Genomic DNA, 22,304 nt, shown 5'->3' with positions numbered 1-22,304 from the left:
TGCCGTTCAGGTCGCGTTCTGGCGCTTCGACAGCCAGGTGCGGTAGCCGCGCAGCGCCTTGCGCTGCAAGCGCCGTTCGGAGACCAGGGCGATCGCCGGGTGGGTGCCGGGCCTGGTGCCGCTGCCGCGGGCGAGACGGCGCATCTGGTGGCGCACCAGGGCCATGCTCGCGGCGGAGGCGAGGGCCTTGTCGGACCAGTTCACCTGCCGTATCTGCCGGTCGGCCTCGCGCTTGCGGCCCCAGCGGTCCGGCAGATCGGGGGTGACGGCGAGCGCCGTACCCATGCCGATGACCGCGACGCCGCTGTCGAGGACCTTCTCGGCGGTCGCCCGCCTGGTGATGCCTCCGGTGAGCATCAGGGGCAGCGGGCTGGTCCTGACCAGGTCCTTGGCCAGGTCCAGGAAGTACGCCTCCCGGGACCGGGTACGGGCGTCGGCGGAGCGGCCGGTCATGGCGGGGCTCTCGTAGCTGCCGCCGGAGAGCTCGACCAGGTCGACGCCGAGCGGCTCGAGCAACGCGATGACCTGGCGGGCGTCGTCGGCGTCGAATCCACCGCGCTGGAAGTCGGCGGAGTTGAGCTTGACCGCGACGGCGAAGGAGGGGGAGACGGCGGCGCGGACGGCGCGGACGATGTCGAGCAGCATCCGGGCGCGGTTCTCCAGGGATCCGCCCCACCGGTCGGTGCGTGTGTTGACCAGGGGGGAGAGGAACTGGGACAGCAGGTAGCCGTGCGCCGCGTGGACCTCGACGCCGTCGAAGCCGGCCTCCTCGGCGCGTCGAGCGGTCGTCGCGTACCGGGCCACGGTCTCGCGGATCTGCTGCGGGGTCATGGCGGTCGGCTTGCCGAAGCGGCTGCTGTGCTTGCCCAGGCTGACGCCGATGTCGGTCGGCCCCCACACCACGCCGGGCATGTCGGAGGCCACCTGGCGGCCGGGGTGGTTGATCTGCATCCATATCGCACCGCCGCCGGACTTGCCGGCCTTGGCCCACTCGGTGAACGGGGCCAGGGGCGCCTTCTCGTCGAGCACGACGCCGCCGGGCCCGGTGAGCGCCTCGGCGTGCACCATGACGTTGCCGGTGATCAGCAGTCCGGTGCCGCCAGCGGCCCAGCGCCGGTAGAGCGTGAACAACTGCTCGTCGGGGAGCTGACCGTCTCCGGCCAGGTTCTCTTCCATGGCCGCCTTCGCTATGCGGTTCTTGAGCACCACCCCGGAGTGCAGGGGGAGAGGTGAGAACAGGTCGGTGGTCATAAGGGTCTCTCTCTCGCATGGAGCACCGAAAATGTTTACACCACTCACATTAGCGCCTGATGTGAGTGATGCAAACATTGAGAGGTGTGCGCTGCGTCGCAGGGGACGGGCCTTTGTCTGCGGTCAAAGCCCCGGGTCGTCTGTCCGTGTCGGAGTCTCGGGTCGTCGCGCCCGTGCGGCGGCGTGACCGGGCGGCCGGGCCGCCCTCGGTCGCGGGCGCGCGGCAGCGCCCCGGCCGTGCGGAGCCGAGCGGCTTGCCTGACGGGGCGAAGCGCGTGGCCGTCGCGGGGCGGCGGGGGCGTAGGGGCGGCCCGGCGGGCCGGTCAGGCGTGCGGGATGCGCACGAACCCGAACACGTCGTCGACGAGCCCGGCGAGGGAGAGGTCTGCGCCGGCCTCGGACCAGCGCACCAGGGCGACGTCGAAGCAGCCCAGTGCGGTGTTGATCATCGTGTGGGCCCTGAGGTCCGCGTCCGGGGCGTCGGGGCCGATCCGGGACGCGAGCTCCGGCACGAGGGCGTCGGTCCAGGCCAAGTGCTTCTCGCGTGGCCGTGCCGAGGGGGTCCTGGGCAAGTTCCCGCCGGTCCATGTGGTGACCGCCCGGGCCGTGGCCCCGCTCGACCGCCCGGCCGCCTGGGGCATTCCGCTGCTGCGGCCGTAAGGCGAGATGCTCGCGCTCAAGGGCGACACCGCCGAGGAGGAGCTGAAGGCGTCCGCAGGTGGCGCGCGCAGGCCGGGCGGCTTCTCCCCTCCTGAGCACCTGAAGCAAGGAGGGGGCGACGCCGCCGCTCTGACGGTCGAGGCACAGCCCGTCACCCAGGGAATCTCCGCGCCCAAGCGGGAGGCACTCTTCGCCCCTGCAAACCAACCGCCTTCGCGTCGGTGAGTCGGTGCGTGCGTGGTCGTGTGGCCGACGTACTGCAAGCGGTCGCGTCCACGTCACACCGGATCCCTTCCAACCAAGAAGGGCACGCGTGCGGGTCTCACGCGAACCCGTCTCCTCGTCTTCGACCAGGGGGTAACGCTTCGCGACCGCTCCGCAAGATAAACGTCCACGGCTCCAGTTGCACACGTCATGGTTCAGGGCGGCATCCGCTGGGCGAGCAGGGTCACGTCGTCGGTGTTGCCGGGTGGCATGCGGTCGAGTAGCTGATCGCACAGGGTGTCGAGCGGTTCGTGGGCGAGAGCGAGGGCGTGGTGGCGCAGACGGGTGAGGCCGGTGTCGAGGTCGCTGCCGGGGATTTCGATCAGGCCGTCGGTGTAGAGCAGCAGGGCGGAACCGGCGGCAGCGACTGCGCGGCGTTCGGTCGGCTGCCGACGGTGCTCGAACCGGCGCCAAGGAGGAGCCCCTGCCGGGCTTCGAGGTACTGCGCCTGTCCGTCCTGGGCCGGCAGGAGGGGCGGCGGATGCCCGGCACTGGTCCACCGCAGCGTCCATGGGCCGGTGTGCGGGCTGCCTTCGAGCAGGGCGAGGACGAGGGTGGCCGTGGGGACGGTGATGATGGCGGGCAGGGCGTCGTCCTCGGCGATCTTCTTGGACAGGGGGGCGAAATCGCTGCCGCCTGCGGGGGGAGGTGGGCGACGGGGAGGGGTATACGCGGTCATGCTGTCGGCGTGTCCTTCCCGGCTGACGGGCCGCATCCGGTCGGGCGGTGTGCGCCGGATGTGATGCGGCGGCCGGGGTACCCACATCCCCTGCCTTCGGACCGGCACCCCGGTGCTCGTCGGCCCGAGCCTGCGGATGTCGCCGGGCTTTGACGTCGTGAGGTCCTCCCCGGAGGGTGGCCGCTGTCTATGAACCTGCCGCGCTGGCAATCGGGGCGAAGCGGCATGACAGGGATATAAGACACTAGCCTCGGGCCATGGTGACGCGTACCCGGCTGTATCACGACGGCACTCTGGTACTGGAGGACTTTCCCGTCAGTGACGTCCCTGCGCATCTCGCTGATCCGGCGTCGGTCCTGTGGATGGACCTGCACCGGCCCGGAGCCGCTGAACTCACCATGCTCGGTCAGGAGTTCGGCATCCACGAACTGGCTCTGGAGGATGCCGCCCAGCGTGGACAGCGGCCGAAACTTGACCGCTATCGCACCCACGAGTTCCTCAGCGCCTAAGCCGTGACCGTCAGCCCGGACGATGCGCAGCTGACGTACAGCGAGATCGCCGTATTCCTCACCGGCCAGGCCATGATCACCGTCCGCAAGGACGACGGCCTCGACATCGAGGACGTCGTCGCCCGCTGGGACGAGAGCCCGGACCTGGCCGGCCACGGCGTCGGATTCCTGCTGCACGGTCTGCTCGACCATCTCGTGGACGGACTTTTCGCCGCCGTCCAGCAACTGGACGACAGCATCGAGGAGCTGGAGGGCCTGCTCTTCGCGGCCGGGCGCCGTGAGATCGAAGCCGTGCAGCGCCGGGTTTTCGCACTGCGTAAGTCGCTCGTCCGGCTGCGCCGCGTCGTGCTTCCGATGCGCGAGGTGGTCAACGGGCTCATGCGCCCCGGCCTGCACCTGATCACCGACCCTCTCGTCCCGTACTACCAGGACGTCTACGACCACGTGCTGCGTGCGACCGAGTGGACGGAATCACTGCGGGACCTGGTGGCCTCGGTCATGGAGACGAACCTCTCGGTCCAGGCCAACAGCATGGACCTGATCATGAAGAAGGTGACGAGCTGGGCCGCGATCATCGCCGTACCCACCGCGATCACCGGGTGCTACGGCCAGAATCTCCCCTTGCTGATCACGATCGGAGGCAATCGGGAACGCCTGGGCAGTGAGGCGTCCTTCGCGGCGCTGTGCGGGGTCAGCCCCGTCGAGCGTTCCTCGGACAGCCGGCAGTACCGTCGCCTCAACCGCGGCGGCGACCGGCAAGCGAATGCGGCCCTGCGGCGGATCGTACAGACTCGCCTGCGCGTCGACCCACGCACCCAAAACCACTACGAACGTCGCAACAAGGAAGGCAAGACCCGGCGCGAGAGAGTCCGAAGCCTCAAGCGCTACGCGGCCCGGGAGGGTTTCCACCTGGTCGGACCTGTGCAGTCGCAAGCCTCATTTCAGGGGCCGTCGTGAGACGTGAGATGGTCTGATGCGTGAGTGAGACACCACCGAACACGCTGCAATACCGCTTTGACGGGCCAGAAGACGCGCCGGTCCTGATCTTGGGTCCCTCACTGGGTACCACCTGGCACATGTGGGACCGTCAGGTGCCGGAGCTGGCCAAGCAGTGGCGGGTCTTCCGGTTCGATCTGCCGGGGCACGGCGGCGCCCCGGCGCACCCCGCCGGCTCCGTCGCCGATCTCACCGGCCGGCTGCTGGCCACGCTGGACGCGCTCGGCGTGCAGCGCTTCGGCTACGCGGGCTGCGCGCTCGGCGGCGCCGTCGGGATCGAGCTGGCCCTGCGCCACCCCGAGCGGCTCGCCTCGCTCGCGCTGGTCGCGGCCTCCCCCCGGTTCGGCACCGCGGACGAGTTCCGGCAGCGCGGAGTGGTGGTCCGTACCAACGGGCTCGACCCGATCGCCCGGACCGCGCCCGACCGCTGGTTCACCGGCGGGTTCGCCGCCGCGCAGCCCGCGATCACCGAGTGGGCCGTGCAGATGGTGCGCACCACCGACCCGGGATGCTACATCGCCGCCTGCGAGGCCCTGGCCACCTTCGACGTACGGCCCGAGCTGGGCCGGGTCGGCGTGCCGACACTGGTGCTGGTCGGCTCCGACGACCAGGTCACCGGCCCGGCCGAGGCCCGTACCCTGGTCGCCGGCATCCCCGACGCCCGGCTCGCGGTCGTACCCGGCGCCTCCCACCTGGTGCCGGTCGAGCAGCCCGCCGCCGTCACCGACCTGCTCGTCCACCACTTCTCCACCGCCTGGCAGCAGCCCTTCGACACCGGGCAGACCGCCCTGCCGGCCGCCGCCCCCGCCGCGGCCGCCGTCCCGGCACCCGCCCCGGCCGTGCCGGCGCAGGCCGCGCCGGTCGCCGAGATCGCCCCGGCCGCCGAACCCGCCGAGGCCGACGGCCCGCCCGACCGGTACGAGACCGGGCTGAGGATCCGCCGCGAGGTGCTCGGCGACGCGCACGTGGACCGCACGCTGGCGGACTCCGACGCGTTCTCCGGGGACTTCCAGGACTTCGTCACCCGCTACGCCTGGGGCGAGATCTGGGACCGGCCGGGCCTGGACCGCCGCACCCGCAGCTGCGTCACGCTGAGCGCGCTGGTCGCGGGCGGCCACCTGGAGGAGCTGGCCGCCCACACCCGCGCGGCCCTGCGCAGCGGACTGACCCCGGCCGAGATCGCCGAGGTGCTGCTGCAGACCGCCGTCTACTGCGGGGTACCGGCCGCGAACAGCGCGTTCCGGGTCGCCCAGCGGGTCATCCGGGAGGAGACCACACCCGCCGGGTAGCGGCGCGCGCGACGGACGCGGGCGTGAAGATGGGAGACATGAAGCTCACGAAGAAGTCCCACGCCTGCGTCCGCCTCGACAAGGAGGGCCGGACGCTCGTCATCGACCCGGGTGCCTTCTCCGAACAGGACGCGGCGCTCGGCGCGGACGCCATCCTGATCACGCACGAGCACCCGGACCACTTCGACGAGTCCCGGCTGCGCGCCGCCATGGAGGACAACCCGGCCGCCGAGATCTGGACGCTCGAGTCGGTCGCCGGGCGGATCTCCGCGGCCTTCCCGGGCCGGGTGCACACCGTCGGCCACGGCGACACCTTCACCGCCGCCGGCTTCGACGTCCAGGTGCACGGCGAACTGCACGCGGTGATCCACCCCGACCTGCCGCGCGTCACCAACGTCGGCTATCTGATCGACGGCGGCGCCCTCTTCCACCCCGGCGACGCCCTCACCGTCCCCGACCGCCCGGTGCAGACCCTGCTGGTCCCGGTGATGGCCCCCTGGAACAAGATCTCCGAAGTGATCGACTACGTCCGCGAGGTCGCCCCGCGGCGCGCCTTCGACGTCCACGACGCCCTGCTCACCGACCTCGCCCTGCCGATCTACGAGGGCCACCTCGGCCGGCTGGGCGGCACCGACCACCAGCGCCTGGCACCCGGGGCGGCGGCGGAGGTCTGAGCCCGTTGTCACAGGCGCCGGGTAGGTTGTGGGACATGCGCATCGCTACCTGGAACGTGAACTCGATCACCGCCCGCCTGCCGAGGCTGCTGGCCTGGCTGGAGAGCAGCGGCACCGACGTGCTCTGCCTCCAGGAGGCCAAGGTCGCCGAGGAACAGTTCCCGTTCGACCAGCTGCGCGAGCTGGGCTATGAGGCCGCGGTCCACGCGACGGGCCGGTGGAACGGCGTGGCGGTGCTCTCCCGCGTCGGCATCGAGGACGTGGTCAAGGGTCTGCCCGGCGACCCCGGCTACGAGGGCGTGACCGAGCCGCGCGCCCTCTCGGCGACCTGCGGCCCGGTCCGCGTCTGGTCGGTGTACGTGCCCAACGGCCGCGAGGTGGAGCACCCGCACTACGCCTACAAGCTCCAGTGGTTCGAGGCCCTGAAGGCGGCCGTGCACGGCGACGCGCGGGGCAGCCGCCCGTTCGCCGTCCTCGGGGACTACAACGTGGCGCCGACCGACGACGACGTCTTCGACGCGGCGGCCTTCGAGGGCTCCACCCACGTCACCCCCGCCGAGCGCGCCGCGCTCGCCGGCCTGCGCGAGGAGGGTCTGGACGACATCGTGCCCCGCCCGCTGAAGTACGACCGGCCCTTCACGTACTGGGACTACCGCCAGCTGTGCTTCCCCAAGAACCGCGGCATGCGCATCGACCTGGTGTACGGCAACGCGCCGTTCGCCCAGGCCGTCAAGGACGCCTACGTCGACCGCGAGGAGCGCAAGGGCAAGGGCGCCTCCGACCACGCGCCGGTGGTGGTCGACCTGGACGTGTGATGCCACGCTGGGGGCATGCGTCTTCCGTTCCTGGGCCCCCGGCACAAGAAGGACGGTGCGGCGGCGCCGCCCGCCGATCCCGAGGCGGTGGCCGCGCTGCTGGCCGAGTGCGATCTGCTGCGCGCCCAGGCGGCCGAGGGGGGTGTCCGTCTCGACGACACCCCGGCCTCCCTGGAGGCCCTGGACCAGATGGTCCCGCGCTGGCGCGACGACCCCGAGATCCTGCCCTGGCTGGGCCATGACGCCGGGCTGTACCTGGGCACGGTCCTGGTGCGCACGGTGCCCGGCGCCGCCTGGCGGATCCGCCCCGACGGCGAACCCGTCGTACGGCTCGCCTCCGGCCGGACGGTGGAGGTGGGGCCGGCCGGGCAGGAGTGGGCCGTGAACGGGGTCCCCGAGCTGTCCCAGCTGTACGCCGAGCTCGCCGAGGACTGAGCCCGCCCCGGCCCCCGTCGGCAGGCCCGGGGCCGCCCGCTGACGTAAATACGGCTAATGCCCTGAAGGTGCGTGTCGTCCCCCGACCGCTCCACCGGCTGGATAGGTTGCGGCAACCGACACAGCCGAGAGCGAGCGGGGCTGCGGATGGCCGTCGATCCGTTGATCGAACTGCGCAACGTGAACAAGTACTACGGGGAGCTGCATGTCCTGAGGGACGTCGACCTCACGGTCGGCAAGGGGGAGGTGGTCGTGGTCATCGGCCCGTCGGGCTCCGGCAAGTCCACGCTGTGCAGGACGATCAACCGGCTGGAGACCATCGAGTCCGGCACCATCACCCTCGACGGACAGCCACTGCCCGCGGAGGGCAAGGCCCTCGCCCGGCTCCGCGCCGAGGTCGGCATGGTGTTCCAGTCCTTCAACCTCTTCGCCCACCGGACCGTCCTGCACAACGTCTCCCTCGCCCAGGTCAAGGTGCGCCGGCGGCGGCAGGAGGAGGCCGACCGGCGCTCCCGCGAACTCCTGGACCGGGTCGGTCTGCTGAACCAGGCCGACAAGTACCCCGCCCAGCTCTCCGGCGGGCAGCAGCAGCGCGTCGCCATCGCCCGCGCGCTCGCCATGGAACCCAAGGCGATGCTGTTCGACGAGCCCACCTCCGCCCTCGACCCCGAGATGATCAACGAGGTGCTGGAGGTCATGCGCCAGCTCGCCCGGGAGGGCATGACCATGGTCGTCGTCACCCACGAGATGGGCTTCGCCCGCGCCTCCGCCAACCGGGTCGTGTTCATGGCCGACGGCCGGATCGTGGAGGACCGCAGCCCGGAAGAGTTCTTCACGGACCCGCGCAGCGACCGCGCCAAGGACTTCCTCTCCAAGATCCTCAAGCACTGACCGGGGGACCGCGACCCATGTGCCGTACCACCCGTGTGCCCCGCGCCCTGTGCGCCCTGCTCGTGCTGCTGGCCGCCGCCTGCGGCAAGGAGGGCAGCCCGCCCGGCAAGGGACCGGCCGCCGGGAGACTCCCGCACTACCGAGTGGCCCGGGACGTCCGCCTGCCCGCCTCCCGGACCTGGGCCCGGGCCCAGCGGCGTGGCCACTTCATCGTCGGCGTCAAGGAGGACCAGCCCTACCTCGGCGAGAAGGACCCCGCCACCGGCACCTACTCCGGCTTCGACATCGAGATCGCCAAAATGATGTCCGCCTCCCTCGGACTCGCGCCCCGGACCATCCGGTTCCGCACCATCGCCTCCGCCAACCGCGAGACCGCCCTGCAGAACGGCCAGATCGACTACTACGTGGGCACCTACACCATCAACCCCAACCGCAAGAAGCTCGTGGGCTTCGCCGGCCCCTACTACATGGCCGGGCAGTCCCTCCTGGTCCGCAAGGACGAGCACACCGTCCACGGCCCGGCGGACCTCGCCGGCAAACGCGTCTGCTCGGCGGCCGGCTCCACGCCGTACCAGCGCATCCGGGCCGACTACCCGAAGGCGGTCCTCGTCGCCTACGACACCTACTCCGTCTGCGTGGACAACCTCCTCACCTACCAGGTCGACGCGGTCACCACCGACGACGCCATCCTGATCGGCTACGCGGCCAAGGTCCCCGACGAACTCCGGCTCGCCGGCAAGCCCTTCTCCAAGGAGCCCTACGGCATCGGCGTCCCGCGCGGCGACACCGCCCTGCGCCTCGCCCTCGACGACGCCCTGGCGGCCCGCGAGAAGAACGGCGACTGGAAGAAGGCGTACGACGCCACGCTCGGCCTGTCCGGCGTGCCCGCACCCCACCCGCCCGCCATCGACCGCTACCCGGCGGGCTGAGCGAGGACGGCATGAACGTACTGACAGACAACTTCCCCGCGTACCGCGCCGGTTTCCTCGGCACCCTCGAACTGACCGTCTACGCCTCCCTGCTGGCCCTCGCCCTGGGCTTCCTGATGGCGTCCTTCCGGGTCGCGCCCGTCGGCTCCCTGCGGATCTTCGGCGCCGTGTGGGTCGCCGTGCTCCGCAACACCCCGCTCACCCTGCTGTTCTTCGCGGTGCTGCTCGGACTGCCCCGGTTCGGACTCGTCCTGCCCTTCGAGGTGTTCGCGGTCCTCGCCCTCGGCTGCTACACCTCCGCCTTCGTCTGCGAGGCGCTGCGCTCCGGCATCAACACCGTGCCCAAGGGACAGGGCGAGGCGGCCCGCAGCCTCGGCATGACCTTCGGGCAGACCCTGTCGCTGGTCGTACTGCCCCAGGCGTTCCGGTCCGTGATCCCGCCCGTCGGCTCCACCCTCATCGCGCTCGCCAAGAACTCCGCCATCGCGGGCGCCTTCAGCGTGACCGAACTGCTCGGCACGTACAAGACGCTCAACGAACTCGGCTACAACATCATCTGGACGTTCGTCTGGATCGCCGTCGGCTACCTCGTCATCACGCTCGCCATCAGCGCCCTGTTCCACGCGCTGGAGCGCCGGTGGGGGGTCGCCCGATGACCGAGGCCTCCGCGCTCTACGACGTCCCGGGCCCGCACACCCGGCGGCGGCACGCCATCTACGGCGTCCTGTCCACCGCCGTCCTCCTCGCGCTGCTCGCCTGGATCCTGTACCTGCTGTTCCACACCCACCAGTTCACCGCCGCCAAGTGGACGCCCTTCGAGTACCAGGGCATCCAGATGCTGTTGCTGCGCGGCCTCGGCAACACCCTGAAGGCGTTCGCCGTCGCGGCCGTCCTCTCCCTGGCCCTCGGCGGGCTGCTGGCCACCGGCCGGCTGTCGGACCACCGGCCGGTGCGCGCGCTCGCCACGCTCCTCGTGGAGTTCTTCCGGGCCATGCCCGTCCTGGTGATGATCTTCTTCATCTTCGTGGCGCTGAAGGTGCAGCCGCTGCCCGCGCTGGTCGCCGGGCTCACCCTCTACAACGGCTCGGTGCTCGCCGAGGTATTCCGCTCCGGCGTCCACGCGGTCGAACGCGGCCAGCGGGAGGCCGCGTTCGCGCTCGGCATGCGCAAGACGCAGGTCATGGCGCACGTCCTCGTGCCGCAGGCGGTGCGCGCCATGCTGCCCGCCATCATCAGCCAGTTGGTGGTCGCGCTGAAGGACACCTCCCTGGGCTTCCTCATCACCTACGAGGAGTTTCTCCATGCCGGGAAACTCATCGCCTCCAACCTCGACTACGATTTGCCGTTCATCCCCGTGGTGATGGTGATCTCGCCGATCTACATCGGGATGTGCATGCTGCTCTCGTGGTTCGCCGGCTGGGTGTCCCGCCGTGAGCAGCGCAGCCCCAAGACCGAGGCGGTGGCTCACGCCCCGGCCGGCCCTGGGGCGCTGCTGCCCGGTGGGGAGCCCCCCATGGCCCCGAAACCCTGAGGGGGGCGGCAGTTCAACGGGCCAGGCTCGTCCGGCGGCAGCCGGAGATCACTGCTCGCGGAGCGGGACGGACACCTGTGACGGGTCGTCCCCGGGCGAGGAGAAGGTCAGCTGCGCGCCGGACGGGTTGTGCTCGCCGGTGTGACATCCGCCACCGGCCCGAGCAGGCCCGCGCCGTACGCGTGTTCGAGCCCCGGCATGGTGGGCCCGGATACCCCGGCGTACTGTCGGTACAGTGTCGTTCTGGTTACGCTGCGCGGACTGTCCCGACGGGAGGTACGCATGGGTCGCCCAGGCAAACGGAAACTGGCGGTTCTGGCGGTTTCGGCCGCCGTGGTGTCGGTGTCGGTGGGGGCGGCGCCGCCCGCCGCCCCGGCGAGCGAGACGCCCACCAAGACACCCGTGGCCGTGGGGTACGGCGGAGCGGTCGCCAGCGTCGACGCGGACGCCTCCGCCGCCGGCATCGAGGTGCTCAGGCGCGGCGGCAACGCGGTGGACGCGGCCGTCGCCACGGCCGCCGCGCTCGGCGTCACCGAGCCCTACTCCTCCGGCATCGGCGGGGGCGGCTACTTCGTCTACTACGACGCGAGGACCCGCACCGTCCACAGCATCGACGGCCGCGAGACCGCGCCGCTCGCCGCGGACTCCGGCCTGTTCACCGAGAACGGCAAACCGCTCCCCTTCGCCCAGGCCGTCAGCAGCGGGCTGAGCGTCGGCACCCCGGGCACCCCCGCCACCTGGCAGAAGGCCCTGGAGGAGTGGGGCACCGAGAATCTGCGCACGGTCCTGAAACCGGCCGAGCGAATAGCCCGCGACGGCTTCACGGTGGACGAGACTTTCCGGGCCCAGACCGCGGAGAACGAGACGCGGTTCCGCTACTTCCCCGACACCGTGAAGCTGTTCCTGCCGGGCGGCCGGCTCCCCGTCGTCGGCTCCACCCTGAAGAACCCGGAACTGGCCCGCACCTACGAGCAGCTGGGCCGCGAGGGCACGGCCGCCGTGTACCGCGGGGACATAGGCGACGACATCGTCAAGACCGTCGAACACCCGCCCGTGGACCCCGCCTCCGGCTGGAAGGCCCGCCCCGGCAAGCTCGCCGAGAAGGACTTCGCGGTCTACCGGGCCAAGCTCCAGGCCCCGACCAGGACCTCCTACCGCGGTCTGAACGTCTACTCCATCGCCCCGTCCTCCTCCGGCGGCACCACCGTCGGCGAGGCCCTCAACATCCTGGAGCGGACCGACCTGTCGAAGGCGGACCAGGTCCGGTACCTGCACCGCCTCATCGAGGCCAGCCGTGTCGCCTTCGCCGACCGCGGACGCTGGGTCGGCGACCCCGCCTTCGAATCCGTACCGACCCGGCAGCTGCTGGCGCAGCGGTACGCCGACTCTCGCGCCTGCCTCATCAAGGACGACGCCGTCCTCACCAGCCCGCTCGCCCCCGGCGACCCGCGCCGGCCGGCGCCCTGCGGCAAGGGCGGCACCGCGGCCCCGACGACGTACGAGGGCGAGAACACCACCCATCTGACCGTGGCCGACAAGTGGGGCAACGTCGTCGCCTACACGCTCACCATCGAGCAGACCGGCGGCAGCGGCATCACGGTGCCCGGCCGGGGCTTCCTGCTCAACAACGAGCTGACCGACTTCTCCTTCGCCCCCGCCAACCCGGCCGTCCACGACCCGAACCTGCCCGGCCCGGGCAAGCGCCCGCGCTCCTCGGTGGCCCCGACCATCGTGCTGGACCGGCACGGAAAGCCCGTCGTGGCGCTCGGTTCACCCGGCGGCGCGACCATCATCACCACGGTCCTCCAGACCCTGACCGGCTTCCTCGACCGGCACCTGCCGCTGGTCGACGCCATCGCCGCACCGCGCGCCAGCCAGCGCAACACGGCGAAGACCGAGCTGGAACCGGGGCTGTACGACAGCGACCTGAAGCGCCGCCTGGAGGCCATCGGGCACTCCTTCAACCCCACCCCCGAGATCGGCGCCGCCACCGGCGTCCAGCGCCTCCCGGACGGCAGGTGGCTGGCCGCCGCCGAGAAGACCCGCCGCGGCGGGGGCTCGGCGATGGTGGTACACCCGGCCCGGTAGTCCTCCGGCCGGTGGACCAGGATGCCCGCCGAGGCCAGCTCCCTGACGGGGCCGCCCCTCGGCGGGCCGCCCCCTGGCGGGACCGCCTCCCGCCGGAGTACCAAGTCGGTCGAGTTGTCGGCCCAGGTGACGGCGGACAGTTTGCTGCAGTTGGTCGCGCTCGCCACGGAGCCGGCGCCCCTACTCGGTCGGTCAGCTGTTGGCCAGTGCGTGGTCGAGGAGGGGCAGCAGGCGGTCCCAGTGGCGCTGCAGTCCGGCGGGGTCGAAGGCGTCGGTGTCGGACATGGTGAACCCGTGGACGGTGCCGGGGTAGATCTCGGAGGTGTAGTCGACCTTCGCGGCGTCCAGGGCCCGGTTGAGTTCGCCGAGGGCCTGGGGCGTCAGGTCGCTTTCGGCGTGGCCGAAGTGGACCTGGGCGGTGATCCCGGCGAGGGCGTCGGGCCCGTCCGCGCCCACGGGGCCGTGGAATGCGGCGAGGGCTGCCACCTGGCCGGGGTGCGCCGCGGCGGTGCGCGTCGCCAGGAGGCCGCCTATGCAGTAGCCGGTCACCGCGACCGGCCCGGCGCCGACCTCGGGCTGGGTGGTGAGGAACCTGAGGTAGGCGTTGGCGTCGCTCAGGACACGTTCGACGGTGTGCGCCTCGATCAAGGGCATCACCTGGGCCATGAGCGCGGGCCTGACCTCTTCTCCGATGTGCTCGGGAAGTTCGATCACCGGTGCCGGGCCGTGCCGGTAGAAGAGGTTGGGGACGAGCACGTAGTACCCGTGCCCGGCCAGTTCGCGGGCCATCTCCCGCAGCACGGGCCGGATGCCGAAGCCGTCCGCGTACATCAGCACCCCTGGGTGCCGCTCGCCGCGGTCGGGGAAGGCGGCGAAGGCGTCGGCCCGGCCGTCCGTGGTGGGAATCTGCAACGTCTTGGTGGGCATGGATCCTCTTGTCGTGGTTGATGTGTCGAACCTCTGATCAACACGACGGAGGCGGAGCACGCGCGGCAGCGCAAGATCGTCGATCGAAGAGCGGGCCCGTACCGGCCCGCACGGCGCTCAGTAGAGCACCGGGTCACCAATCCGTGTGTGGCGCAATGCCGTCCCGGTATTCATGGCCGCAGAGCGTAGCCCACCGGGCGAAGGCGACGCCAGCACCCCAGTCCACAGTGCGGCGCCTCTCGTACCCCGCCGCATCGGATGAACGCCTCATCAACATCGTGGACCTGGAGTGCGAGGTGGTACCCGAACATCATCACCGCCAGTTCCTGCAACGAGCCGTTACGCACCCATGCCTTCGGCCGCTGCCGAACGGCATCCAGCAGGTCACAGACGTCCCGTCACTCCTCGACGGCCCGCGCCTTCAGCCCTCCACCCGACGCCCCCACCACATCCCCTTCCCCAGCTGACATCACCAGCAAGCTAACCCGCCACCTTGACAGACTGCATAGGGGCACCCCCGCGGAACGGCGGCAACCGCCAAGGGGGGAGCACGCCCGGCGCGGCAGCCTCTGGACCCGGCTGCGCCCTTCGATGGGCCGGGCCTGCGGCACGGGCTCCGGCCGCGCATGACCGCGCTCCGGCCGGGCCGGCGCCCTGGCGGGGTGGCACCGGGCGGGGTCCCGGCCTCCCGGCGGGGCCGAATCCAGGCGGTCGGACTCGGCGGGCCCCAGCCTCCCAGTGGGCGCTGCCCCGCGCCGTAGGATCCGGGCTTCGGCCTACAGCTCCGGGGCGGGGGGCCGGGCCTGGGTGTCGGGGGCGGGCGGGGCCGGCTGGTCGGTGCGGAAGTGCAGGCGGCCGTCCTCGGCGTCCACGGTGACCCGGCCGCCCTCCGAGAGGGTGCCGTTCAGCAGCAGCCGGGACAGCTGGTTGTCCACCTCGCGCTGGATGGTGCGGCGCAGCGGCCGGGCGCCGTACTCGGGCTGGTAGCCGCGCTCGGCCAGCCAGTCCACGGCCGCGCGCGTGAACTCCACCGACACGCCCTGCCCCTCCAGCAGCCGCCGGGTGCTCTCCAGCAGCAGATCGGTGATCCGCCGCAACTGGTCGCCCGTCAGCTGCCGGAAGACCACGATCTCGTCGATGCGGTTGAGGAACTCCGGGCGGAAGTGCTCCCGCAGCGGCCGCAGGATGCGTTCGCGCCGCGCCTCCTCGTCGGCCTCCGTACCGCCCGGCCCGAACCCGATCCCGGTACCGCGCCGGGTGATCGCCTCCGAGCCCAGGTTGCTGGTCATCACGATGACCGTGTTGCTGAAGTCCACCGTCCGGCCCTGCGAGTCGGTGAGCCGGCCGTCGTCCAGCACCTGGAGCAGGATGTTGAAGACGTCCGGGTGCGCCTTCTCCACCTCGTCCAGCAGGAGCAGCGAGTACGGGTGCCGGCGCACCACCTCGGTGAGCTGCCCGGCCTCCTCGTGGCCGACGTACCCCGGCGGGGCGCCCACCAGCCGGGAGACGGTGTGCCGCTCCTGGTACTCGCTCATGTCCAGCCGTACCATCCGCTCCTCGCTGCCGAACAGCGCCTCCGCCAGCGCCCGGGCCAGCTCGGTCTTGCCGACGCCGGTCGGGCCGAGGAAGAGGAAGCTGCCGATCGGCCGGTTCGGGCTGGCGAGCCCGGCGCGGGAGCGCAGCACCGCCTCGGAGACCACGGCGACCGCCTCCTCCTGGCCGACCACGCGCTGGTGCAGGTGCTCCTCCAGGCCGAGCAGCCGCTCCTTCTCCTCCTCGGTCAGCCGGCTGACCGGGATGCCGGTCTGCCGGGACACCACCTCGGCGATGGCCTCCGCCGTCACCTCCAGCCGGCCCTCGTCGGCCTTGTCGTGCTCGCCGGCCGCCGCGATCCGCTGCTTCAGCCCGGTGATCCGGTCGCGCAGCTGCTTGGCCTGTTCGTAGTCCTCGTCCGCGACCGCCTGGTCCTTGTCCCGCAGCAGCTGTTCGACCTCGCGCTCCATGGCGCGCACGTCCGTGCCCTTCGTCCCGGCGCCGAGCCGGACCCGGGCACCGGCCTGGTCGATCAGGTCGATCGCCTTGTCCGGCAGCCGCCGGTCGGTGAGGTACCGGTCCGACAGCTCCACGGCGGCGACCAGCGCCTCGTCGGTGTACCGGACCTGGTGGTGGGCCTCGTAGCGGTCGCGCAGCCCGCGCAGGATCTCGATCGCGTCCGTGACCGTCGGCTCCGGTACCAGGATCGGCTGGAACCGGCGGGCCAGCGCCGCGTCCTTCTCGATCCGGCGGAACTCCTCCAGCGTGGTCGCGCCCACGATGTGCAGCTCGCCCCGGGCCAGGGCGGGCTTGAGGATGTTCCCGGCGTCCATCCCGCCGCTGTCGCCGCCGGAACCGGCGCCGACGACGGTGTGCAGCTCGTCGATGAAGACGATCAGCCGGTCGGAGTGGGCGCGGATCTCCTCCACGATGTTGTTCAGGCGCTCCTCGAAGTCGCCCCGGTAGCGGGTGCCGGCCACCACCCCGGTCAGGTCCAGGGCGACCACCCGCCGCCCGGCCAGCACGTCCGGCACGTCGCCGTCGGCGATGCGCTCCGCCAGCCCCTCGACGATGGCCGTCTTGCCGACGCCCGCGTCACCGATCAGCACCGGGTTGTTCTTGCCGCGCCGGGACAGCACCTCGATGGTCTGCTCGATCTCGGTGTCCCGGCCGATCACCGGATCGACCCGGCCCTGCCGGGCCAGCTCGGTCAGATCACGGCCGTACTTGTCCAGGGTGGGCGTGCCGGTGGGCCGCTGCCGCTCCGGTCGGGGCTGGGCGCTCTCCGGTGCCTCCGGGGGCAGCGAGCGCGGCGAGTACCGGGCCGCGTTCAGGATGTGCCCGGCCGCCGAGTCCGGATTCGACGCCAGCGCGCTGAGCACGTGCTCCGGGCCGATGTACCCGGCGCCGCCCGCCCGCGCCATGTCGTGCGCGTCCAGCAGGGCCCGTTTGACGGCCGGGGTCAGCGACAGCGACGTCGGCGGCGGGCCCTCGCCCGGCGGGTGCCGCACCGGGCCCGCCCGGTCGTCGATCTCCGACGCGAGCGAGTCCGGGTCCGCGCCCGCCCGGCTCAGCAGGCTCCGGGTGGGCTCCGCCGACACGGCCGCGCGCAGCAGGTGCTGGGTGTCCAGATCGCGGCTGCCGTGCTCGGCGGCGTACTGGGCGGCCCCTCTGACCAGCTCCCGGGCCGGCTGGCTGAGCAGACGGCCGATGTCGATGTGGCGTGGTGCCCCGCCGACGGCTCCGCCGAAGAAGCGGGCCAGGAAATCACCGAAGGGGTCAGGAGGGTAGCCGTTGGTCATGGCGTGGGGTTCCTTCGCTGACGACATGCGGAGCAGCCGGGTAACCCTGGGGCGGGTCGCTCATGCCCACGATGACACGATCCGTTCGGCCGGGCATTTCGCCCACGGGAGTGCGGTGCCGCCCCGCGTCCCTTCGGGGCGTCTACCGTTCCGTGAGGATCCGGGGGCCCGACTCCGTGACGGCCACCGTGTGCTCCACGTGGGCCGCCCGCGAGCCGTCGTTCGTGCGCAGGGTCCAGCCGTCGGGGTCCTCGTGGTAGCCGTCCTTGCCGCTCGCGATCAGCATGGGCTCGATGGCGAGGACCATGCCGGGGCGCAGCGGCATGCCGCGGCCCGGGCGGCCCTCGTTCGGGACGTCGGGCTCCTCGTGCATACGACGGCCCACGCCATGGCCGCCGAAGCCCTGCGGGATGCCGTAGCCGGCCGTGCGGCAGGCCCGGCCGACGGCGTGCGCGATGTCCCCGACGCGGTTGCCGGCGACGGCCGCCCCGATGCCCGCGGCCAGCGCCCGCTCGGCGGTCTCGATCAGCCGCAGGTCCGCCGGGCGGGGGCGGCCCACCACGAAGCTGATCGCCGAGTCCCCGGCCCAGCCGTCCAGCACGGCGCCGCAGTCGACGGAGAGCAGGTCGCCGTCGCGGAGCCGGTAGCCGGTGGGGATGCCGTGCACGATCGCGTCGTTCACCGAGGCGCAGATCACCGCGGGGAAGGGGGTCGGGGCGAAGGAGGGGCGGTAGCCGAGGAACGGCGAGGTCGCGCCCGCCTCGCGCAGCACCTCCCGGGCCACCTCGTCCAGCTCCAGCAGCGTGACGCCGACGTCCGCGGCCTCCCGTACGGCCGTGAGGGCGCGGCCGACTACCCGGCCCGCCGCGTGCATCGCGTCGATCGACGCTTCGGTCTTCAGTTCCACCATGCCAATTACTATACCGGTATTTAAATTGGGTGCACACCGGCCGGGCCGGGGGAGGTCGGCCCGGGGCACAATGGGGGCATGGTGCGCACCCCTCTCACTCCCGAAGAGCGCGAACGCGGCGAGCGGCTCGGGCTGCTGCTGCGCGAGGCGCGCGGCGACCGGAGCATGGCGGACGTCGCCGCCGCGGCGGGCCTCTCGGCCGAGACGCTGCGCAAGATCGAGACGGGGCGGGCGCCGACGCCGGCGTTCTTCACCGTGGCCGCGCTCGCCGGGGTCCTCGGCCTGTCCATGGACGAGCTGGTGGCGCGCTGCGCCCTGGTGCCCGTCTGAGCCGCCCGCCCGCCACCCGGTGACCGGCTCCTCCACCGGAGTGTGAAACACGGTCGACTCCGCGCTTTGACGACGATGGTCTTGGCAAGGGCCGTCCGGAGGCTTACGTTCGTCCCTCTACGGCCCTGCTCTACGGGCGTAGAGGCTCTGACGTCGCGTCGAAGGAGCAGCTCATGGCCAACGTCGTCCGCGCCGCTCTGGTCCAGGCCACCTGGACCGGCGATACCGGGACCATGGTGGCGAAACACGAGGAACACGCCCGCGAGGCGGCCCGCCGGGGCGCGCGGATCATCGGGTTCCAGGAGGTCTTCAACGCCCCCTACTTCTGCCAGGTCCAGGAGCCGGAGCACTACCGCTGGGCCGAGCCCGTCCCGGACGGCCCGACCGTGCGCCGCATGCGCGACCTGGCCCGCGAGACCGGCATGGTGCTCGTCGTCCCGGTCTTCGAGGTCGAGCAGTCCGGCTTCTACTACAACACCGCCGCCGTGATCGACGCCGACGGCAGCTACCTCGGCAAGTACCGCAAGCACCACATCCCCCAGGTCAAGGGCTTCTGGGAGAAGTACTACTTCAAACCCGGCAACCTCGGCTGGCCCGTCTTCGACACCGCGGTGGGCAAGGTCGGCGTCTACATCTGCTACGACCGCCACTTCCCCGAGGGCTGGCGTCAACTGGGTCTGAACGGCGCCCAGTTGGTGTACAACCCGTCCGCCACCCACCGGGGCCTGTCCGCCCATCTGTGGCAGCTGGAACAGCCCGCCGCGGCCGTCGCCAACGAGTACTTCGTCGCCGCCATCAACCGGGTCGGACAGGAGGAGTACGGCGACAACGACTTCTACGGCACGTCGTACTTCGTCGACCCGCGCGGACAGTTCGTCGGCGAGGTGGCGAGCGACAAGGGCGAGGAACTCCTCGTCCGCGACCTGGACTTCGGGCTCATCGAGGACGTGCGCCGACAGTGGGCCTTCTACCGCGACCGCCGCCCCGACGCCTACGAAGGGCTGGTGCGGCCGTGAGCGACCTCTACTCCCGCCACCGCGGTGTCATGCCGGACTGGCTCGCCCTCTACTACGACGACCCGATCGAACTCACCCACGGCGAGGGCCGCCACGTCTGGGACTCGGCCGGCCGCAAGTACCTGGACTTCTTCGGCGGCATCCTCACCACGCTGACCGCCCACGCCCTGCCCGAGGTGACCAAGGCGGTCACCGAGCAAGCGGGCCGGATCGTCCACTCCTCCACCCTCTACCTCAACCGGCCGATGGTCGAACTCGCCGAGCGCATCGCCCGGTTGAGCGGCATCCCGGACGCCCGGGTGTTCTTCACCGCCTCCGGCACCGAGGCCAACGACACCGCCCTGCTGCTCGCCACCGCCCACCGGCGCAGCAACACCGTCCTGGCCATGCGCAACAGCTACCACGGCCGCTCCTTCAGCGCGGTCGGCATCACCGGCAACCGCGGCTGGTCCCCGACCTCCCTGTCCCCGTTCCAGACCCTGTACGTCCACGGCGGCGTGCGCAGCCGGGGCCCGTTCGCCCACCTGGACGACCGCGCGTTCATCGACGCCTGCGTCGCCGACCTGAAGGACGTCCTCGGCCACACCCGGGCCCCCGCCGCGCTGATCGCCGAACCCGTCCAGGGCGTCGGCGGGTTCACCTCGCCGCCCGACGGACTGTTCGCAGCCTTCCGCGAGGTGCTCGCCGCCCAGGGCATCCTGTGGATCGCCGACGAGGTGCAGACCGGCTGGGGCCGCACCGGCGACCACTTCTGGGGCTGGCAGGCGCACGCCCGCAGCGGTCCGCCGGACATCGTCACCTTCGCCAAGGGCATCGGCAACGGCATGTCCATCGGCGGGGTCGTCGCCCGCGCCGAGATCATGAACTGCCTGGACGCCCACAGCATCTCCACCTTCGGCGGCACCCAGATCACCATGGCCGCGGGCCTCGCCAACCTCACCTACCTCCTCGAACACGACCTCCAGGGCAACGCCCGGCGGGTCGGCGGACTGCTCCTCGAACGGCTCCGGGCGGCCGCCGCCGGGCTCCCCTGGGTGCGCGAGGTGCGCGGACGCGGGCTGATGATCGGCATCGAGCTGGTGAAGCCGGGCACGGACGAGGCCGACCCGCGGGCGGCCGCCACCGTGCTGGAGGCGGCCCGCCAGGGCGGCCTGCTCATCGGCAAGGGCGGCGGGCACGACAGCAGCGCCCTGCGGATCGCCCCGCCGCTGTCCCTCACCGTCGCAGAGGCGGAGGAGGGCGCGGCGATCCTGGAGGACGCGCTCAGGAGCCCGTACTAGAGCAGCAGCCCGTGGTTCCGCGTGACCGCGCACGGGGGGGCGTGCGGGCCGCTGACGGGTCCTGACCCGAGCCGAGCGACCGAGGAGCAGCATGAGCAGCCGTACCGTCATCCGCCACGGTCTCGTCATCACCGCGGCGGACGAGATCCACGCCGATGTCCTCATCGAGGACGGCCGTGTCGCCGCCCTGGCCACGCCCGGCTCGCAGGGCTGGACCGCGGACCGCGTGATCGACGCCACCGGAAGATACGTCATCCCGGGCGGCGTCGACGTGCACACCCACATGGAGATGCCGTTCGGCGGCACGCGCGCCGCCGACACCTTCGAGACGGGCACCCGGGCCGCCGCCTGGGGTGGTACGACGACCATCGTGGACTTCGCGGTGCAGAGCGTCGGCCACACCCTGCGCGAGGGCCTGGACACCTGGCACGCCAAGGCCGAGGGCAACTGCGCGGTCGACTACGCCTTCCACATGATCGTCTCCGATGTGAACGACGAGACGCTCAAGGAGATGGACCTGCTGATCGAAGAGGGCGTCACGTCGTTCAAGCAGTTCATGGCCTATCCCGGTGTCTTCTACTCGGACGACGGGCAGATCCTGCGCGCCATGCAGCGCGCCGCCGGGAACGGCGGGCTGATCATGATGCACGCCGAGAACGGCATCGCCATCGACGTGCTGGTCCAGCAGGCGCTGGCCCGGGGCGAGACCGACCCCCGCCACCACGGGGAGGTCCGCAAGGCGCTGCTGGAGGCCGAGGCCACCCACCGCGCCGTCCGGCTCGCCCAGGTCGCCGGGGCCCCGCTGTACGTCGTCCACGTCTCGGCGACGGAGGCGGTCGCGGAGCTGGCCAGGGCCCGCGACGAGGGACTGCCCGTCTTCGGCGAGACCTGCCCGCAGTATCTGTTCCTGTCCGCCGACAACCTCGCGGAACCCGGCTTCGAGGGCGCGAAGTACGTGTGCAGCACGCCGTTGCGGCCCCGGGAGCACCAGGCCGCGCTGTGGCGGGGCCTGCGGACGAACGACCTCCAGGTGGTCTCCACCGACCACTGCCCGTTCTGCTTCACCGGCCAGAAGGACCTCGGCCGGGGCGACTTCTCGAAGATCCCCAATGGCCTCCCGGGCGTCGAGAACCGCATGGACCTGCTCCACCAGGCCGTCGTCGACGGTCACATCTCGCGCCGCCGCTGGATCGAGATCGCCTGCGCCACCCCGGCCCGCATGTTCGGCCTGTACCCGAAGAAGGGCACCATCGCCCCGGGCGCCGACGCGGACCTCGTCGTCTACGACCCGCACGCCGAGCAGGTGATGTCCGCCGCGACCCACCACATGAACGTCGACTACTCGGCGTACGAGGGCAAGCGGGTCACCGGCCGCGTCGAGACGGTCCTCTCGCGCGGCGAACCCGTCATCGACCGGCGCGTGTACACCGGCCGCGCCGGGCACGGCGTCTTCACCCCGCGCTCCACCTGCCAGTACCTGAACTAGGAGCGGACA

The 22,304-nt window shown here is 71.7% G+C and carries 21 protein-coding genes and 2 pseudogenes; 16 read left to right on the top strand and 7 right to left on the bottom strand.

Translation table 11 applies throughout. The features are described 5' to 3' along the window. Positions 1-6: 6 nt before the first annotated feature. Together AB0E62_RS12835 and AB0E62_RS12830 are read right to left on the bottom strand one after the other, a co-directional pair. A complete protein-coding gene (locus AB0E62_RS12835; RefSeq protein WP_362191660.1) occupies positions 7-1,251 on the bottom strand; it encodes an NADH:flavin oxidoreductase/NADH oxidase family protein in 1,245 nt (414 codons plus the stop codon). A 323-nt stretch (positions 1,252-1,574) separates the two neighbouring features. Beyond that, complete coding sequence (locus tag AB0E62_RS12830; protein WP_362191801.1) at positions 1,575-1,784, bottom strand: hypothetical protein; 210 nt, start codon at positions 1,782-1,784, stop codon at positions 1,575-1,577. A gap of 10 nt (positions 1,785-1,794) precedes the next feature. Between AB0E62_RS12830 and AB0E62_RS12825 the strand changes: the two are divergent. Further along, positions 1,795-1,908: pseudogene (locus tag AB0E62_RS12825) on the top strand (16S rRNA (guanine(527)-N(7))-methyltransferase RsmG); the annotation flags it as partial. A 9-nt stretch (positions 1,909-1,917) separates the two neighbouring features. Beyond that, positions 1,918-2,136: a hypothetical protein gene (locus tag AB0E62_RS12820; RefSeq protein ID WP_362191658.1), complete on the top strand. Its 219-nt coding sequence runs from the start codon at positions 1,918-1,920 to the stop codon at positions 2,134-2,136. A 194-nt stretch (positions 2,137-2,330) separates the two neighbouring features. Here the strand turns inward: AB0E62_RS12820 and AB0E62_RS12815 are convergent, their stop codons facing one another. Together AB0E62_RS12815 and AB0E62_RS12810 are read right to left on the bottom strand one after the other, a co-directional pair. After that, positions 2,331-2,498 (bottom strand): hypothetical protein, encoded by a 168-nt coding sequence (locus AB0E62_RS12815; protein ID WP_362191783.1) that lies wholly within the window; start codon positions 2,496-2,498, stop codon positions 2,331-2,333. Then, positions 2,498-2,854: a SpoIIE family protein phosphatase gene (locus tag AB0E62_RS12810; protein WP_362191656.1), complete on the bottom strand. Its 357-nt coding sequence runs from the start codon at positions 2,852-2,854 to the stop codon at positions 2,498-2,500. The genes AB0E62_RS12815 and AB0E62_RS12810 overlap by 1 nt, the downstream gene beginning before the upstream one ends. Before the next feature lie 257 nt (positions 2,855-3,111). Between AB0E62_RS12810 and AB0E62_RS12805 the strand changes: the two are divergent. The 10 genes and pseudogenes from AB0E62_RS12805 to ggt all read left to right on the top strand — a co-directional run bounded on the left by AB0E62_RS12805 (position 3,112) and on the right by ggt (position 13,011). After that, a pseudogene (locus AB0E62_RS12805) lies at positions 3,112-4,320 on the top strand (CorA family divalent cation transporter). Between the two features lie 20 nt (positions 4,321-4,340). Continuing rightward, positions 4,341-5,648, top strand: a complete 1,308-nt coding sequence (gene pcaC / locus AB0E62_RS12800) for a 4-carboxymuconolactone decarboxylase (protein ID WP_362191654.1) — start codon at positions 4,341-4,343, stop codon at positions 5,646-5,648. Positions 5,649-5,686: 38 nt separating this feature from the next. After that, on the top strand, positions 5,687-6,322 hold the full coding sequence (locus AB0E62_RS12795) for an MBL fold metallo-hydrolase (protein WP_362191652.1): 636 nt from the start codon (positions 5,687-5,689) through the stop codon (positions 6,320-6,322). Between the two features lie 35 nt (positions 6,323-6,357). Next, complete coding sequence (locus tag AB0E62_RS12790; RefSeq protein WP_362191650.1) at positions 6,358-7,137, top strand: exodeoxyribonuclease III; 780 nt, start codon at positions 6,358-6,360, stop codon at positions 7,135-7,137. A gap of 15 nt (positions 7,138-7,152) precedes the next feature. After that, positions 7,153-7,572, top strand: coding sequence for a DUF6278 family protein (locus tag AB0E62_RS12785; RefSeq protein ID WP_362191648.1), 420 nt, complete (start codon positions 7,153-7,155; stop codon positions 7,570-7,572). Positions 7,573-7,719: 147 nt separating this feature from the next. Next, the gene (locus AB0E62_RS12780; RefSeq protein ID WP_362191646.1) at positions 7,720-8,463 is read left to right on the top strand and encodes an amino acid ABC transporter ATP-binding protein; all 744 of its coding nucleotides are present in this window, start codon (positions 7,720-7,722) and stop codon (positions 8,461-8,463) included. 17 nt (positions 8,464-8,480) lie between these two features. After that, entirely contained in the window at positions 8,481-9,392 is a 912-nt protein-coding gene (locus AB0E62_RS12775) for a glutamate ABC transporter substrate-binding protein (RefSeq protein WP_362191644.1), read from the top strand. Between the two features lie 11 nt (positions 9,393-9,403). Continuing rightward, the gene (locus AB0E62_RS12770; RefSeq protein ID WP_362191642.1) at positions 9,404-10,048 is read left to right on the top strand and encodes an amino acid ABC transporter permease; all 645 of its coding nucleotides are present in this window, start codon (positions 9,404-9,406) and stop codon (positions 10,046-10,048) included. Beyond that, positions 10,045-10,923, top strand: a complete 879-nt coding sequence (locus tag AB0E62_RS12765) for an amino acid ABC transporter permease (protein WP_362191640.1) — start codon at positions 10,045-10,047, stop codon at positions 10,921-10,923. The genes AB0E62_RS12770 and AB0E62_RS12765 overlap by 4 nt, the downstream gene beginning before the upstream one ends. A 282-nt stretch (positions 10,924-11,205) precedes the next feature. Beyond that, positions 11,206-13,011: a gamma-glutamyltransferase gene (gene ggt, locus AB0E62_RS12760; protein ID WP_362191638.1), complete on the top strand. Its 1,806-nt coding sequence runs from the start codon at positions 11,206-11,208 to the stop codon at positions 13,009-13,011. Positions 13,012-13,203: 192 nt separating this feature from the next. Here ggt and AB0E62_RS12755 read toward each other — a convergent pair whose 3' ends face one another. The 3 genes from AB0E62_RS12755 to map form a co-directional block, all read right to left on the bottom strand. After that, entirely contained in the window at positions 13,204-13,938 is a 735-nt protein-coding gene (locus AB0E62_RS12755; protein ID WP_362191636.1) for a dienelactone hydrolase family protein, read from the bottom strand. Between the two features lie 776 nt (positions 13,939-14,714). Then, positions 14,715-17,273 (bottom strand): ATP-dependent Clp protease ATP-binding subunit, encoded by a 2,559-nt coding sequence (locus AB0E62_RS12750; RefSeq protein ID WP_362191634.1) that lies wholly within the window; start codon positions 17,271-17,273, stop codon positions 14,715-14,717. Between the two features lie 142 nt (positions 17,274-17,415). Further along, entirely contained in the window at positions 17,416-18,183 is a 768-nt protein-coding gene (gene map, locus AB0E62_RS12745) for a type I methionyl aminopeptidase (protein WP_362191632.1), read from the bottom strand. 78 nt (positions 18,184-18,261) lie between these two features. On the opposite strand from map, the gene AB0E62_RS12740 reads away from it, so the two are divergent. The 4 genes from AB0E62_RS12740 (at position 18,262) to hydA (ending at position 22,295) form a co-directional block, all read left to right on the top strand. Next, entirely contained in the window at positions 18,262-18,513 is a 252-nt protein-coding gene (locus AB0E62_RS12740; RefSeq protein WP_362191630.1) for a helix-turn-helix transcriptional regulator, read from the top strand. Between the two features lie 173 nt (positions 18,514-18,686). After that, positions 18,687-19,529, top strand: a complete 843-nt coding sequence (locus tag AB0E62_RS12735; RefSeq protein ID WP_362191629.1) for a nitrilase-related carbon-nitrogen hydrolase — start codon at positions 18,687-18,689, stop codon at positions 19,527-19,529. A 29-nt stretch (positions 19,530-19,558) separates the two neighbouring features. Then, positions 19,559-20,809: an aspartate aminotransferase family protein gene (locus tag AB0E62_RS12730; RefSeq protein ID WP_362191781.1), complete on the top strand. Its 1,251-nt coding sequence runs from the start codon at positions 19,559-19,561 to the stop codon at positions 20,807-20,809. A 91-nt stretch (positions 20,810-20,900) separates the two neighbouring features. Further along, the gene (gene hydA / locus AB0E62_RS12725; RefSeq protein ID WP_362191627.1) at positions 20,901-22,295 is read left to right on the top strand and encodes a dihydropyrimidinase; all 1,395 of its coding nucleotides are present in this window, start codon (positions 20,901-20,903) and stop codon (positions 22,293-22,295) included. Positions 22,296-22,304: the final 9 nt, after the last annotated feature.

Source organism: Streptomyces sp. NPDC038707 (assembly GCF_040636485.1).
GTDB lineage: Bacteria > Actinomycetota > Actinomycetes > Streptomycetales > Streptomycetaceae > Streptomyces.
This window is presented reverse-complemented; position numbering and strand designations above follow the sequence as displayed.